The following is a 15,075-nucleotide window of genomic DNA, read 5'->3' on the forward strand; positions in this document are numbered from 1 at the left end:
TATTACTTCTTAACTTTCCTGTTGTAGTGCCTCGAGCTCTTCCCAGCGCTCAAAAGCAACTTCAAGCTCCTGCTCTGCTGCAGATAGCTTATCTAAAACTGGTTGTGTCTGCTCTACAGATTTTGAAAAGAAGCTTGGATCGTTGACTTCTTCCTGAAGAGTTTCAATTTGAGTTTCCAATTCTTCCAAACGCATTGGTAGCGCTTCTAGTTCTCGTTGTAGCTTATACGATAACTTCTTAGGTTTAGCCTTAACTGGCGCAGTTTTGGGAGTTTCCTCAACTACTTTCTCAGGCTTTGATGGCTTTTCAACCTGTCGGTACTCTAATGCTTGCTTTCTTTGCTGCTGAGCATCGTGGTAACCACCAACAAATTCTTCAATAACGCCATTACCCTCAAAGATCCAACTTGTCATCACTGTGTTATCAACAAACTGACGATCGTGACTCACTAAAAGCAGCGTACCCTGATAGTTGGCAAGCAAATCTTCTAAAAGTTCCAAAGTTTCGATATCTAGATCGTTGGTTGGCTCATCGAGAATCAACAAGTTGTTCGACTTAAGGAAAATACGCGCCAATAACAGACGGTTTTTCTCACCACCAGATAGTGCTTTAACAGGAGTGCGAGCACGTTTTGGAGAGAATAAGAAATCTTGTAAGTAGCTTAGAGCATGACGCTCACGGCCACCTACGGTCACTTCTTGCTTACCATCCGCGAGGTTATCAATTACAGACTTCTCAGGGTCTAGAATTTCGCGGTATTGGTCAAAGTAAGCGACTTCAAGCTTAGTACCACAATGCAAACGACCTGAATCAGGCTTAAGCTGGTCAAGAAGCAGCTTAAGTACCGTACTCTTACCACAACCGTTAGGACCAATCAGAGCGATACGATCGCCACGCATGATGTTGAAGCTGAAGTCCTTAACAATTTCTTTGCCTTCAAAGCCAAAGTTAAGATTCTCAGCTTCAAATACAATCTTGCCTGAACGCTGGCCATCGTCGATTTGGATAATCGCTTTGCCCTGCACTTCACGACGGTTCAAACGTTCTTCACGTAGCTTCTTAAGCGCACGAACACGGCCTTCGTTACGAGTACGACGAGCTTTGATGCCCTGACGAATCCAAACTTCCTCTTGAGCAAGCTTCTTATCGAATTCAGCGTTTTGCATTTCTTCAACACGAAGCGCCTCTTCTTTCTCAACAAGGTAATTTTCGTAATCGCCCGGGAAAGAGCTCAATTTACCGCGATCAAGATCGACAATACGTGTTGCCATCGATTTAATGAACGCACGGTCATGCGAGATAAAGATGATTGAACCGCGGAAGTCTTTCAGGAAGCCCTCTAACCATTCAATGGTTGCAACATCCAAGTGGTTAGTCGGTTCGTCGAGTAGAAGCACGTCAGGGTCACATACAAGCGCACGAGCAAGTGCCGCTTTACGTTGCCAACCACCAGACAAATCTGTCAGTTTGGTTTCAGCAGTCAGCTTAAGTGCTCCCAATACGTTACTTACACGATCTTCAAAACGCCATGCATTAGCATGATCCAGTTGTTCTTGAACGCGAGTAAGGCGGTTTAGATTCTTTTCACTTGGGTCTGTCGCGATGAGATCCAGAAGATCATGATAGATCTTCAGCTGTTCGCCGATTTCAGCAAGGCCACCAGCAACATAGTCATAAACTGTACCTTGTTCATTACGCGGTGGATCTTGTTCTAGACGAGACACAACCACATCTTGCGTGATTTGCATCTTACCGTCGTCCATGATGATGTTTCCAGATAGGATTTTCATCAATGTCGACTTACCAGCGCCATTGCGCCCTACTAAACATACACGTTCGTTTTCTTGCAGCACGAAGTCCGCACGATCTAATAATGGGTGATCACCAAACGCTAATTGCCCATTATGAATTGTAAGTAATGCCATTCTTCTTTAACCAATCATTAAGTTCTAACAAGCCAAATGGCCAGTTAAGCTCTGAGCTTTGAGAAAGGTCAGAGCTTTCAAATTTGAGCACCGGAATAGTGACCCCGTAACGGGAAAAGAGCTCATCATCAAATGCAATGTCAACAACGTTGACGTGATGGCTAATGTTTAACTGTTCCGTGAGTTGGAATGCCATCTCACATAGATGGCACCCTTCTGTACTGTAGAGAGTCAGCACTATATATCCTTATACGATCTCTTAACTACTTATGTGTAATCAACCAGCAGTTATGAATGTGCTTATTGCGAGAGAAGTCCAATGGAAGTGTCTTCGCTGAGATATTCTGAGCCTTAAGACCTAACTCATCTAGAGCTTCCAAGTCCATTTTGAAGTGACGCTTGTTGTTAGAGAACACAATCGTGCCTTCTTCACGAAGAAGACGTTTAAGGTTTTCCATCAGCTGAATGTGATCACGTTGAACATCGAAAGATTGATCCATACGCTTTGAGTTAGAGAACGTAGGTGGATCGATAAAGATCAGATCATAAGAACCCTGCTCTTTAGCTAGCCATTGTAGACAGTCAGCTTGAACAAACTGATGTTGACGACCAACACGACCGTTAAGCTCCATGTTCTCTTTCGCCCACTCTAGGTAGGTATTAGACATATCAACAGTAGTTGTAGAACGAGCACCACCCACAGCAGCATGAACAGATGCACTTCCTGTATAAGCAAACAAGTTTAGGAAATCCTTACCTGCGGCCATCTCACCGATACGACGACGAGTGATCTTATGATCTAGGAACAACCCGGTATCTAGGTAATCATGAAGATTAACAATCAGCTTAACGCCATACTCGTTCACTTCTAAGTTCGATGAGTCTTGAGCCAATTTCTGGTATTGAGAACGGCCTTTCTGTTTCTGACGAACTTTAAGCACAACGTTGTTTGCTTCTACGCCTGTTACTTGAATAGAAGCACGGATGATATCGGTTAAGCGACGTTTAGCCTTCTCTTCCGGTACATCTTTAGGCGCTGCGTATTCTTGAATCACAAGATGACCTGGGTATACATCAATCGCTACATTGTATTCTGGTAAGTCCGCATCGTAGATACGGTAACAATCTAATTGCTCTTTCTTAGCCCACTTGCCAATTTTACCGATGTTCTTTTTAAGACGGTTTGCGAAGTCAGGAGCAATTAACTGTTCTTGCTCGCCCGTTGGACGTTCTGACATCGGACGATCTGAAATTGAGTAGTTCTTTTGGTGACACGGTAACGCACCGTTATTCAATTTGAACTGTTTGTCTGCACGCATGCGTAAGCAGCTCAGTAGTTCGTCTGAACTAGAGAAGATAGACGCGTTACAACCGCCAAATTCAGCTTTAAGCTGCGCGCCAAATGCTGTGTAAAGAGCAATAAGACCCGGCTCTGTACCTAAACGCTCACCATAAGGTGGGTTAGAAACAATCACACCATCAGTAAACTCGGTAGGACGCTTAAGTTTTGCAGCATCACCTACTTCGAATTCAATCAACTCTTCAACACCAGCACGACGAGCATTGTCACGCGCTGTTTTGATCATGCGTTCGTCATTGTCATAGCCATAGAACTTACATTCTACTTTCTTAACGCCACGACGGCCTTGGACGTTCGCTTCTGCTTTAACTTCAGCCCAAAGCTCAGGCTCGAAATCTTCTAGTGATTCAAAACACCACTTCTGACGTTTAACACCCGGTGCTAGGTTTGCAGCCATCATTGCAGCTTCAATCACTAACGTACCTGAACCACACATAGGATCTAAGAAAGGTTTCGTTGCATCCCAACCACTACGAAGAAGGATTGCAGCAGCTAGTGTTTCACGCAGCGGAGCACGACCTGATTCTGGACGGTAGCCACGTTGGTGAAGACCGCTACCCACCATATCAACACCAAGAATCGCTTTATCACGGTGTAGACGAACGTGAATACGAACATCTGGGTTCTCTTTGCTGATAGAAGGACGAGGCAAAGACTTCTTCTCGAAGCAATCGACAACCGCATCTTTTACTTTCATCGCACCGTATTGGCTATTACGGATTTCGTTGTTCGTACCATTGAAGTCAACAACAAAACGCTTAGAGCTATGGAATTGATTTACCCAGTTAACCGCAGTGGTTGATAGGTACAAATCCATGTCGTCCATACAAGTGAATTCAGAAAGGACACGTACAAATCGAGAAGCCAAACGGCTCCACAAACAACAACGATAAATTTGCTCATTGGTCGCTTTGAATTTAACACCTGCTTGAACAGGTTTTGCGTTTGTAATCCCTAGTTGGGTTAGTTCTTCAACTAATAAATTCTCAAGGCCGTTTGAGGTAACCGCTAGATATTGATTCATAGTGTTCTTTTATTGATAAAAATGAGTTCGATTATACCTGAATTTGTAACTAGAGCATCACACTAAACACGTCTTTTCATTGAATCTTTCGACTAACTGGCTAGCAAATGCACAGTCTTGAAGCGATCGCTTACCCACATCCCCTTAGAACATAAGACCTATCAAACCAACTTCATTTCTGACCACTTATTAACCAAAGTAGCAATGTGAATTTATATTCACCTCAAAACTGGTATATACCAAAGGAGATTTATGGATGAAATTTAGCTACAAAAGACCAAAAACAGGGAATAAAGACGGTAGATTTACTCTTCTGGCGATGAAAACGGGCAGAAATTAAGGTGAAAAAATAGTCGTAAGTTCACTATTTAAATGGTTAAGCCGTGATGTATTTATCAGGATGAGGTTTTTTAGGCACAAAAAAATCGGCTAATGAGCCGATTCTGAGGAAGGTTTATACGTTTGTGTGCTGCGATGCGTGGTTGAAATGATGTGCTAGATTAGAGGTTAACCTACCATCGCTATGTGTGTCTGATGAAGGATAGCGTTCGCGTCTACCATTCTATCGTGCATCACCTTGATTGAGTCTCCAAATCGCAGTCCTTTTGAAGGCGTTAACAGGAACTCTTCTAGGTCAACAAATGCACATAGGCTCGCACACTCTCCCACTTCTAATACAATGAAATACCCTAAGCTATGCTCGTTATTCATTTGTACAATATCCCCTTCTTGAGGATATTCATGGCCAGTACCTTGTGAGTCGAAGAACCAACTCTTAGGCTGTACAGGCTTATGGAAACGCTTTGCTGCCACACAATAGAGTGCTAATTCAGCTTGACGAGGCTCAGACAGTTCTAAGCCAGAAATTTGTTCTTTGAAGGTTTGGTATGAAGATGCGTCATCAACGGTGAATTCATTATCTCGAAACGCGCAGTCCACCAGCTTATTGCGGACCAGATTCGTTTTGAAAATCATATCCTCTCCGAGGTTTAGCATTAATGAACATTGCTGCTCATCGTAATACCAACTCCATGTATCGCTAGGTTTAAGCATCATTTCGTCTCACACTGTTGAACCATTCCATTAGGTAAAACGCAAAATTACCTTCAATTACAGTAATTTTACTGAGCAATAGGCAAAAAAAAAGAGGAAATGAATTCCTCTTTCTTATCGCTTTTCTCTACAACTCAGTGAGTTACAGTGTCTCTTTTAGTAAGACGATGCCAGATTGTCGATTTTCAAAAATAAAAGCAATTTTCAGCTTATAGATTTTTAACGATGTCGCCAACTAGGCCTGGGCCTTTGTAGATGAAACCAGAGTAAACCTGTACAAGCTTCGCGCCCGCCATCATTTTCTCTTTTGCAGCAACATACGAGTCAACACCACCTACTCCAATGATCGGCAGTTTGTCACCCAGCTCTTCGTGAAGTTTACGAACTACTTCAGTACTACGAGATTGAACAGGACGTCCACTTAGGCCACCCGCTTCATCACAATGTTTCATACCTTCAACGATTGAACGATCCAATGTTGTGTTTGTTGCGATCACACCATCGATCTTATTTTTGATCAATGATTCACAAATTTGGCGAATTTCGTCGTCGCTTAGATCCGGAGCAATCTTAAGAGCAAGAGGAACATATTTACCATGCTTCTCTTCCAGTTCAGATTGTTTCGTTTTAAGTTCAGACAATAGATCGTCTAGAGCTTCGCCGTATTGTAGAGAACGAAGTCCTGGAGTGTTTGGTGAAGAGATGTTCACAGCAATGTAACCAGCGTATTGATATACCTTCTCCATACAGATCAAGTAATCTTCAGCGCCCTTTTCAATTGGTGTGTCTTTATTCTTACCAATGTTAATGCCTAAGATGCCATCGTAGTTCGACTTCTTAACATTCTCAACAAGGTTGTCGACGCCTAGGTTGTTAAAACCCATGCGGTTGATGATACCTTCAGCTTCAACAAGACGGAATAAACGAGGTTTGTCGTTACCCGCTTGCGGACGTGGAGTCACTGTTCCTACTTCTACGAAACCAAAACCCATTGCGCCAAATGCATCAATACATTCGCCGTTTTTATCTAGGCCAGCAGCAAGGCCAACTGGGTTTTTAAAAGTAAGACCCATGCACTCTACAGGTCGGTGAGGTAATTGTTGGCGATACAAAAGATCAATAGGTGTGCCTGTGAAGCGCTTGAAATTTTGAATTGCAAGATCATGTGCCTTTTCGGCATCAAGTTGGAAAAAGCCAGTTCTGGCTAGACGGTAAAGCATTGTGCCTCCGATAGAAAAAAGCCCCGTGTAAACGGGGCGCTATTATTTACTTATTTACCCAACTATTCAATCTATTACTGTCTGTAAGGGTAAGATAATCAAGTTTGCTAACGAATGAGGTTCATTATTAAGCAAACGTTATCGTTTCTTCAAGTTATTAAGCCATTTCTAATCTCAACCTTAGTACAGCCATCAGGTCACTTAACAACAAACAACGTTTGCGTCGAAGTTTGTTCTTCAAAAGTCGTTAGGCCTATTGTTTCCACTTTACCGAAACGAAAAAGGCAGACCTTTTGGCCTGCCCTTATACTTTTTCGTCTTATCTAGTAACTAGTCTTTTGACATGCAGTTTAGATTCAACAGCATCAATTCACGCAGTGCTACTGAGAACTTAGCAAACTCATGAACAGAACCTACTTTGAATTCGTTTAGGATGCTTTCCCAACGATGTAGAGAAACAGAGTTACTTTCCATCCAGTCATCAAGCGCTTTAATCACATCGATATCTGAAGCACAACCACAGTTAAGTACTTGACCAGTTAACTGGCGTTGCTGCCAATCCAGATCTTCTCTGAATGCTGCACGCGCCAGTGCTTGCCAGTTGTTGTCTATAGCTTGGCCATTGATTTGCTTCAAGAACCAGTGCAGTGACAAACGGTCGCCTAGGTTGAAGTAAAGCTTAGACGCTTGCTGTACTGTTTTACCTGTTTCACGAGCCACTGTAGATATATCCAGTGCTGAGTACAGGCTAGACAAACGAGCCACTGAATTAGCCAGCTCAGCGTTTACACCTTGGTCAATCCATACTTGAGCCATTGCTTGATGCTCTTCTACTTCTGAAGCCACTAGGTTTTCATCCAGCTTCTCAGTAATTGCGACGACATCACCTTGGTAAAGCTCAATCAATGCATTCACTGACTGTTTACCGGTACGGTTTCTTAGCAACCAGCGTGCTAGACGACGAAGCGTACGACGTACATGGTAAAGCAATTCGTATTGAGCTTCAGAACTTGAGATGTTGTCCAGTTCACGGATGCTCTTCAATACCTTACCCAGGCCGTAGATTTCACGTGATGCCGCGTAAGCATTCGCAATATCAACAATGTTCGCGCCCGTCTCTTCTTGCAAGCGAGTCACGAAGTTACAGCCCATCTCGTTAACCATTTGGTTAGCAAGCGCAGTCGCAATGATCTCTGCACGAAGTGGATGGTTATCCATGTGCTGAGAGTAGTTACGGCGTAACTCTGTTGGGAAGTATTGCATCAGTTGTTGAGCATGGAACTCATCATTCGCAATGTCATCACTCACAAGATCTTCTTTTAGAACCATTTTACCGTAAGCGATCAATACTGATAGCTCTGGTCTTGTTAGTGCTTGGCCCTGCTTCTCACGTTCTAGCAGCGTTTCGTCATCTGGGATGTATTCCAAACCACGGTCTAAGTACCCGGCTTTTTCCATTGTGTGGATAAAGCGGATTTGCTCTTTCACTAAGCCTACACCTTGATGCTCAGTAACAGAGATAGACTCAGCTTGGCAGTAAGCGTCGTCTAGTACGATTTCACCTACTTCATCTTCCATAGATTCAAGAACTTGGTTACGTTGCTTAACGGTAAGATCACCATTAGACACCAAGCCATTCAAGAAGATCTTAATGTTAACTTCGTTATCCGAGCAATCTACACCACCAACGTTATCGACAAAGTCAGTATTAACTCGACCGCCCGTTAGAGCGTATTCAATACGACCCAATTGAGTCATACCCAAGTTACCGCCTTCACCAACAACCTTAGCTTTCAGGTCACGGCCATCGATACGTAGCACGTCATTTGCACGGTCACCCACATCGGTATGAGTCTCACTAGAAGACTTAACGTAAGTACCAATACCGCCGTTCCAAAGTAGATCAACTTTCATAGACAAGATCGCTTTGATCAAGTCGTTTGGTGCCATTGATGCTTTCTTGGTACCCAGCATTTTCTGAATTTCAGGTGTCAAAGAGATAGACTTCGCTCGGCGAGAGAAGATGCCACCACCTTGAGAAATCAGGTCTTTATTGTAATCTTCCCAACTTGAACGAGGCAGATTAAACAGACGGTCACGCTCTACCCAGCTTGATGCTGATTCTGGATTCGGGTCAATGAAGATGTGCATGTGGTTAAACGCAGCTTGCAAGCGAATGTGCTTAGATAGCAGCATACCGTTACCAAATACGTCACCCGCCATATCACCCACACCAATGGCAGTGAAGTCTGTGCTTTGACAGTTAATACCCATTTCGCGGAAGTGACGTTTAACCGATTCCCAGCCACCTTTCGCCGTGATACCCATGGCTTTGTGGTCGTAACCGTTAGAGCCACCCGATGCAAACGCATCACCTAGCCAGAAGTTGTACTCTTCAGCTACTGAGTTCGCTAGATCTGAGAATGTCGCGGTGCCTTTATCGGCTGCAACAACCAAGTATGGGTCATCTTCATCGTGACGAACAACGCTCTTAGGTGGGATAACCTCACCTTCAATGATGTTGTCTGAAACGTCTAGCAATGCACGGATGAAGCGCTTGTAACAACGTTGACCTTCAGCAAAGATCTCGTCTCGGCCAGACATCATGTGTTGACGCTTACAAACGAAACCACCTTTAGCACCAACCGGTACGATAACCGTGTTCTTAACTTGTTGCGCTTTAACTAGGCCTAGAATCTCAGTACGGAAGTCCTCTTGACGGTCTGACCAACGTAAACCACCGCGTGCTACTTTACCGCCACGTAAATGCACACCTTCAATGTCTGGTGCGTAAACGAAGATCTCAAACGCAGGAACCGGCGCAGGGATATCTGGAATCTCGCTTGGTCTCATTTTCAGAGCCAACCAAGGTTTAGACTGCTTATTCTCGTCTACTTGGTAGTAGTTAGTACGAAGCGTTGCAGTGATCATTTCCATGTAGCGACGAATGATACGATCATCATCCAAGCTTTCTACATGATCCAACTGTTCAGTGATCTTCTTAATAAGATCTTGTTGGCCTTTTACGCTGCCCTTCAGTTTCGGGTCAAAACGCTTGCCGAATAGGCTCACTAGCCCTTTCGCTAATTCTGGGTAATGAGACAATGTGTCTTCAATGTATTGTTGGCTGAATGGGAAACCAACTTGACGCATGTAACGAGCATAAGCACGTAAGATTGAGATTTCACGGCCAGAAAGACCAGCGCCAAGTACTAAGCGGTTGAAACCATCGCTGTCTAACTCACCCGCCCAGATTGCCGCAAAGGCTTGTTGGAAAAGATCGCGAGCTTCACGAAGATCAATGGTCTTATCGCTCTTGTGCAGCATAGAGAAATCAAGGATCCAATAGGTCACACCGTTGGTTTTACGCACTTCATATGGAGATTCACCGATAACGCGTAGGCCAAAGTTTTCAAGCATTGGCATAACATCAGAAAGGTGAATTGGCTCATCGCTGTGGTAGAACAACTTCAAACGAACGGCTTTTGAATCTGCCGCTTCTTCTTGAGGACGGTAGAAAAGCATACCCAGTTTGTTGTCTTCACTTAGCGCTTCTAAACGTTCAATGTCGGCAACAGCAGAACCTGGCATCATGTCTTCTTTGTACGAACGTGGGAATGCACGCATGTACTCTTTCGACAATGGAAGACCTTTGCTTTCACCGAAGTTTGCAATGATAGATTCAGACAGACGGTCATCCCACGTAGACGATACTTCCATTAAATTTTGCTCAATTGTTTTCACGTCCACATCCATGTTGTTGTTATCAACACGAACAATATAGTGCGTTCTTGCTAGCGGGCTTTCAGAGAAGTACGTTGTAAATTCAACCTCTTCTTCACAACCAAAGTACTGTTTCAAGATGCGCTGTGTTTGGCGACGAAGCTCAGTGTTGTAACGATCTTTTGTTACGTAAACCATGCAGCTAAAGAAACGACCAAACGGGTCTTTGCGAACAAACAAACGCAGGAGATCGCGATCTTGCATTTGTACTACGCCCGTACCGACTTCTAGTAGCTCTTCTTCTCGAGCTTGCAGCAGTTCATCACGTGGGTAGTTTTCAAGAATGTTGTGCAGCGCTTTGTAAGAGTATGAACCTTCACGGTAACCACTCGCATCCAAAATACGTTCTACTTTCTCGCGAACAAGAGGAATCGTTTCAACGGTTTGGTTATAAACGGCAGATGTGTAAAGACCAGTAAAGCGGTGCTCACCAATGACCTTACCGTTCTTATCGAACTTCTTAATACCAATGTAATCGTTGTAAGCTGGGCGGTGAATGCGTGAAGCCGTGTTGCCCTTGGTTACGATAAGCACATAAGGCTTTTTCGCTTCAAGACGTGCCGAATCAGAAAACTCAGATAGCTTAACGTTACGTACACGATCTGAGTTCGCAAACAAACCAAGACCTTGCTCCTTGGTCGGTTGCAGTTCAGTGTCGCCGTTAACTGAAACTAGGTCATATTCCTTATAACCCATGAATGTAAAGTTGTGTTGGCCTAACCAACGAAGAAACGCCAACGTTTCATCAAAGCGCTGGCCGTCTACTGGAATGCTCTCTTTTTGCTGTTCAACTTGATTGGTCACTTCTTCAAGTCTTTCAACCATCTTCAACCAATCGTTCACGACTAAGCTAGTGTCGGTAAAGATATCCAGCAACTCCGTTTTAAGTGCTGTCATTTCAGCTTTACTACTCAGACGGTCAACTTCGATATGGAAAAGCGATTGGAATGCACCTTCGTTATTGCTTACACCGACAACACTGCCCTTATCTGAGCGAGAGATTTGTGTTGGGTTATGAAGCATAAGGTGAGAAGAAAGGTCTAGGCGAGTCAATGCCATTTTTACGGAATCAACAAGGAATGGACTGTCTGGAACGACTATCTCAACGATAGTATGAGTAGACTGCCAACCTTGACGACTTACCGTCGGGTTGAATACGCGTACAGAGATTTCGTCGGCTTTCTTTTCATTGATGTGATGCCATAAGCTAACTACAGCACCATATAAATCGGATTCGTTTCTCTGAGTTAGATCGTCGTGAGAAACGTTACTAAACAAGTGTTGAGCAAGTTGAGTTACGAGAGGTCGATGAGCAAGGTCAAGTTTGTCTTGAATCAGCTTGTAAACTTTTTCAAGTAAAACTGGAACCACAGTTTCACGTGCGGTCATAGTCACACTCCACAATTAGAATTATATTTTATTATTAGGGGGATCACTTAATCTGGTGTTTGAAACGTGCCGTTGAGCGCTTTTCTACTAACGAGTTAAGCAAAGGTAATGCATTCATTTATTGTAAAAGCATTATTGAAAAATAGTTAATTGTTTTGGAGGTGGTAAGAGCTGAAATGTTTGATTATGTGATTAAGATTCCTTTTAACTCACTAGGCACGCCAAGGTTTACAGAGCTTCTAACTTAATAAACTTATTTTTTTGGTCAGTTGTCAGCCTAAACTGCCCTCTAACCCCTATTTGTGTAAGAAATGGTCTGAACCGAGTTGCAGGTAACTGTAAGCGTAAACCTGTTGTTGTTATCACTTGAACTTTACTTGCGGCGCCAGAATAGCTGGCCAAAAACTGCTGATATGAGATGTTAAGTTGGAAAATATAGCGATTCATACGATACCTGTATAAATATACAGTGCCAGTGTTTTTTGGCACTTTTAGATGTCTGACGGTGAAACTGAACTTGAAGCTGCTCTAGCTTATCGAAAATTCGATGAACCAGAAACAAAAAATCAGTGGCAGATATTCTCTACCACTGATGACCTTTCATTATAGCAAACAGTTTATTAGTAAACCGCTTATTAGCAAACAGTTACCTGAATGCGCGCTGACTTAAGCCTCTAGTGCTTTCGTCACTTTCTCAAACAAGTCTTTTGCTAGGTTGTCCATGTTCTTTAACGTCTCTAGTTCTTTTTTGATCAGAGCTTGGCGTTCATCATCGTACTTACGGAACTTAAGTAGCGGGTCAATCAGACGTGAAGCCACTTGCGGGTTGCTGCTGTTCAGTTCACGTAAGATCTCGCCTGCAAATGCATAGCCTTGACCAGACTTGTCGTGGAATTGAACCGGGTTCATGTTTAAGAATGAACCGACCAAGTTACGGGTACGGTTCGGGTTCTTCAAACTGAACGCCTGGTGCGACATCGACGCTTTGATCACTTCAAGTGCGTTTGAACTTGGGTTTGTACCTTGCAATGCAAACCACTTATCCATAACAAGACCATCGTGTTTCCACTTGTCACTGTAATCCACCATCAAGGTTTCACGACATGGTAGTTGTGCACTGTTTGCCGCGCCCATTGCTGCCATCGTATCTGTCATGTTATTCGCTTGTTGATACATCGCAACAACCAAGTCATTACCCTGCCCAGTATGAGCTAAGTAACTTAAGCAAACTTTACGTAGAGTACGCTTACCAATCGAATCGTGATCGATCGTGTATTCTGTTAGTGCGTGGCTGTGATAAACCGCCGCTAACTCGTCTTCAAGTTCTGCAGCTAATGTAACTTTCATCGAGTTAAGAACCGATGCGACCGCATCAATATCAACGCGCTCGTACCAACCCGATACTTCATTGTGGCTTGGTAGAGAAAGCATTTCTGCAATAAACGCAGGCTCTAGTGAATCACTCAGCAGTACGCCACGGAATGCATCAACAACAGAATCAGAAAGCTCAAACGCTTGACCCTGTTGAACCTTCTCAACGTTACTGCGGATGTACTTCGCTAATAGCATTTGACCCGCATCCCAACGAGAGAACTCATTGCGTGCATTTACCATTAGGAAGATCAGTTCTTCATCTGAGTAGTCATATTCCAATTTCACTGGCGCAGAAAATTCACGAAGTAATGATGGGATCGGTTGCTCAGAAACGTTTTCAAACACGAACGTTTGCTCTGCTTCTTTCACATCTAATACATTATGAACTGGCTTACCGTTACATTGTAACTCAACAACTTCACCCGCAGCTGTGTACAGCTCGATATCAAGAGGAATATGCAGAGCCTGCTTTTCCGTTTGCTCATGAGTTGGCGCTGTTACTTGGCGAGTTGTTAACGTGTACTGTTTCTTCTCTGCGTCGTACTTACTTTCAACAGACAGCGTCGGCGTACCAGACTGGCTGTACCATAAGCGGAACTGAGATAAGTCAACGCCCGACGCATCTTCCATTGCCGCGACGAAGTCTTCACATGTTGCAGCCGTACCATCGTGACGTTCGAAGTACAGCTTCATGCCTTTTTGGAAACCATCTTCGCCCAACAATGTGTGGATCATACGGATCACTTCACTGCCCTTTTCGTACACTGTCAAAGTATAGAAGTTATTCATTTCTATCACTTTTTCTGGACGAATTGGATGAGACATTGGGCTAGCATCTTCTGCAAATTGTGGACCGCGAATGATACGTACATTGTTAATACGGTTTACTGCGCGAGAACCAAGATCAGATGAGAATTCTTGGTCACGGAATACCGTTAAGCCTTCTTTCAGACTTAACTGGAACCAATCGCGACACGTCACTCGGTTACCTGTCCAGTTGTGGAAATATTCATGGCCGATTACTGCTTCAATACCTAGGTAATCTGTATCCGTTGCAGTTTGGTCGTTTGCTAGAACGAACTTCGAATTGAATACGTTCAAGCCTTTGTTTTCCATCGCACCCATGTTGAAGAAATCAACGGCTACGATCATGTAGATGTCTAAGTCGTATTCAAGATTGAAACGTTCTTCGTCCCACTTCATTGAGTTAATCAAAGAAACCATCGCGTGGCTCGCACGGTCTAGATTGCCTTTATCAACAAAGATTTCTAGGTCAACTTTACGACCCGATTGTGTAGTGTATGCGTCACGAAGTACATCAAAGTCACCCGCTACTAAAGCAAACAAGTACGCTGGTTTTGGATGTGGGTCTTGCCACTTCACCCAATGACGACCGTTTTCAGCTTCACCTTCATCTACACGGTTACCATTACTTAATAAGAATGGGTTCTCTGCTTTGTCTGCAATTACCGTTGTAGTGAATTTCGCCAACACATCTGGGCGATCCATGTAGTAAGTGATACGGCGGAAACCTTCAGCTTCACATTGAGTGCAGAACGCGCCACCCGACTTGTACAAGCCTTCAAGTGCACTGTTCCCTTCAGGGTTAACTTCGGTAACGATGGTTAGAGTAAATTCTTTTGGAAGGTCATTCAGCGTAAGTTGAGTTTCAGACTGCTCGTACTGAGTCCATTCGTTGCCTTCAACCAAAACAGAAACCAACTTCAAGCCTTCACCATCAAGTACTAATGTCGTGCTGTCTTTCTCCTGCTTAACACTAGAAACAGCCGTAACAATGGATGCTGAGTCGTACAAATCGAAAGTAAGATCGATTTCAGAAATCGTGTGAGATGGTGATTGATAATCTTTACGATACTTGGCTTGAGGTGTATGTGCCATGACGGGTTCCTTTTGATCGTTATACGTAATTATTTGTTAACTGTATA

At 43.6% G+C, this 15,075-nt stretch carries 8 protein-coding genes; all 8 read right to left on the reverse strand.

Annotated elements, in window-relative coordinates; translation table 11 throughout:
* Positions 1-9: 9 nt before the first annotated feature.
* Entirely contained in the window at positions 10-1,926 is a 1,917-nt protein-coding gene (locus tag AB4623_RS16545; protein ID WP_372146888.1) for an ABC transporter ATP-binding protein, read from the reverse strand.
* Positions 1,904-2,164 (reverse strand): glutaredoxin family protein, encoded by a 261-nt coding sequence (locus AB4623_RS16550; protein WP_019823251.1) that lies wholly within the window; start codon positions 2,162-2,164, stop codon positions 1,904-1,906. The genes AB4623_RS16545 and AB4623_RS16550 overlap by 23 nt, the downstream gene beginning before the upstream one ends.
* Before the next feature lie 25 nt (positions 2,165-2,189).
* Positions 2,190-4,310 carry a bifunctional 23S rRNA (guanine(2069)-N(7))-methyltransferase RlmK/23S rRNA (guanine(2445)-N(2))-methyltransferase RlmL gene (gene rlmKL / locus AB4623_RS16555; protein ID WP_372138239.1) on the reverse strand — a complete coding sequence of 707 codons (2,121 nt, stop codon included), beginning with the start codon at positions 4,308-4,310 and terminating at the stop codon, positions 2,190-2,192.
* A gap of 507 nt (positions 4,311-4,817) precedes the next feature.
* The gene (locus AB4623_RS16560) at positions 4,818-5,366 is read right to left on the reverse strand and encodes a cell division protein ZapC (protein ID WP_017063848.1); all 549 of its coding nucleotides are present in this window, start codon (positions 5,364-5,366) and stop codon (positions 4,818-4,820) included.
* A gap of 206 nt (positions 5,367-5,572) precedes the next feature.
* Entirely contained in the window at positions 5,573-6,583 is a 1,011-nt protein-coding gene (gene pyrD / locus AB4623_RS16565; protein ID WP_017063847.1) for a quinone-dependent dihydroorotate dehydrogenase, read from the reverse strand.
* Between the two features lie 330 nt (positions 6,584-6,913).
* Positions 6,914-11,755 carry an NAD-glutamate dehydrogenase gene (locus tag AB4623_RS16570; RefSeq protein ID WP_017066961.1) on the reverse strand — a complete coding sequence of 1,614 codons (4,842 nt, stop codon included), beginning with the start codon at positions 11,753-11,755 and terminating at the stop codon, positions 6,914-6,916.
* 228 nt (positions 11,756-11,983) lie between these two features.
* Entirely contained in the window at positions 11,984-12,202 is a 219-nt protein-coding gene (locus AB4623_RS16575; RefSeq protein ID WP_004733645.1) for a DUF2835 domain-containing protein, read from the reverse strand.
* Positions 12,203-12,421: 219 nt separating this feature from the next.
* Positions 12,422-15,028, reverse strand: coding sequence for an aminopeptidase N (pepN, locus tag AB4623_RS16580; protein ID WP_136982183.1), 2,607 nt, complete (start codon positions 15,026-15,028; stop codon positions 12,422-12,424).
* Positions 15,029-15,075 lie beyond the last annotated feature (47 nt).

The sequence above is a fragment of the Vibrio sp. 10N.222.52.C12 genome, assembly GCF_041474215.1.
Taxonomy (GTDB): Bacteria; Pseudomonadota; Gammaproteobacteria; order Enterobacterales; family Vibrionaceae; genus Vibrio; species Vibrio crassostreae_C.

Coding starts and splice junctions, on each gene's coding strand:
- pyrD (WP_017063847.1), bottom strand. CDS start 6,583: ATGCTTTACCGTCTAGCCAGAACTGGCTTTTTCCAACTTGATGCCGAA.
- AB4623_RS16545 (WP_372146888.1), bottom strand. CDS start 1,926: ATGGCATTACTTACAATTCATAATGGGCAATTAGCGTTTGGTGATCAC.
- pepN (WP_136982183.1), bottom strand. CDS start 15,028: ATGGCACATACACCTCAAGCCAAGTATCGTAAAGATTATCAATCACCA.
- rlmKL (WP_372138239.1), bottom strand. CDS start 4,310: ATGAATCAATATCTAGCGGTTACCTCAAACGGCCTTGAGAATTTATTA.
- AB4623_RS16560 (WP_017063848.1), bottom strand. CDS start 5,366: ATGATGCTTAAACCTAGCGATACATGGAGTTGGTATTACGATGAGCAG.
- AB4623_RS16575 (WP_004733645.1), bottom strand. CDS start 12,202: ATGAATCGCTATATTTTCCAACTTAACATCTCATATCAGCAGTTTTTG.
- AB4623_RS16570 (WP_017066961.1), bottom strand. CDS start 11,755: ATGACCGCACGTGAAACTGTGGTTCCAGTTTTACTTGAAAAAGTTTAC.